This window comes from Micromonospora sp. BQ11 (assembly GCF_052068135.1).
Lineage (GTDB): Bacteria > Actinomycetota > Actinomycetes > Mycobacteriales > Micromonosporaceae > Micromonospora.
Map to the genome: position 1 here is coordinate 1 of NZ_JBQHDB010000030.1, position 1,048 is coordinate 1,048.

The window sequence follows — 1,048 nt, forward strand, 5'->3', positions numbered from 1 at the left end:
GGGCCAGCACGTCGCTCACCGTGCCGTGGAGCGCCGGCGCCGTCACGATCACCACCTTCCGGCTGCGCACGGCCGGGGTGTCCGACCCGATGGCCGTGGCCCTCACCCGGGCGATGCTTGACGTGGCGCGGGCATGACGCACCGGACGCCATCGTTCGACGAGCTGGTCCGACGCGCGCACGCCCTGACCATCGGCCGGCGCCGCGTCCTGGGGCTCGCAGGCGCCCCCGGCGCCGGCAAGTCGACGCTCGCCGCGCGCCTGGTGCGGGCGCTGGGGCCGGCCGCGGTGCTGGTGCCGATGGACGGCTTCCACCTGGCCAACGCCGAGCTGGAGCGACTGGGCCGCCGCGACCGCAAGGGCGCGCCGGACACGTTCGACGCCGCCGGGTACGTGGCGCTGCTGCAGCGGCTGCGCCGCCCGGACGCCGACCCGGTGTACGCGCCGGTCTTCGACCGTCGGCTGGAGGAGGCCGTGGCCGGGGGCGTGCGGGTCGACCCGGACCGCCCGCTGGTCGTCACCGAGGGCAACTACCTGCTGCTCGACGACGGTCCGTGGGCGCGGGTGCGTTCCCTCCTCGACGAGTGCTGGTTCGTCGAGCTCGACGAGCGGGTGCGGGTCGAGCGGCTGGTACGCCGGCACGTCGCGCACGGCCGCGATCCGGACCACGCGCGCGCCTGGGTGCTGCGCTCGGACGAGGCGAACGCCCGGCTGGTCGCCGGGACGCGCGGGCGAGCCGACCTCCTCGTGTCGCCGCCGGCCGATCGCGGAGACAGCTAGCCGACGACGCCGGTGGCTCGGCGCAGGGTGGCCCGGACGCCGACGGCGTGCAGCGACGCCAGCGCGGTGGTGTAGGCGTCGGTGAAGCGGCGGTTGTCGGCAAGGTCGCCGAAGACCTCCCGTACGCGCAGGAAGGCGGTGGGGTCCTCGCGCTGCCGGCGCGCCGCGGCCATCAGCGGTTCGCGCAGCGGATCGAGGACCTCGATGGGCCGGCCCTGTTCGTCGACGCCTTCGGCGTAGCGGGCCCACGCGGCGACGGCCAGCGCGCCC

At 76.5% G+C, this 1,048-nt stretch carries 1 protein-coding gene and 1 pseudogene; one reads left to right on the forward strand and one right to left on the reverse strand.

Annotated elements, in window-relative coordinates; all coding sequences use genetic code 11:
• Positions 1-133 precede the first annotated feature (133 nt).
• Positions 134-778, forward strand: coding sequence for a nucleoside/nucleotide kinase family protein (locus ACTMSW_RS30665; protein ID WP_441184283.1), 645 nt, complete (start codon positions 134-136; stop codon positions 776-778).
• Here the strand turns inward: ACTMSW_RS30665 and ACTMSW_RS30670 are convergent.
• Positions 775-1,048, reverse strand: a pseudogene (locus tag ACTMSW_RS30670) (mannitol dehydrogenase family protein); the annotation flags it as partial. The gene ACTMSW_RS30665 and the pseudogene ACTMSW_RS30670 overlap by 4 nt on opposite strands.

Bases quoted from the DNA above. Each gene is read 5' to 3' on its own strand.
- ACTMSW_RS30665 (WP_441184283.1), top strand. From the start codon at position 134: ATGACGCACCGGACGCCATCGTTCGACGAGCTGGTCCGACGCGCGCAC.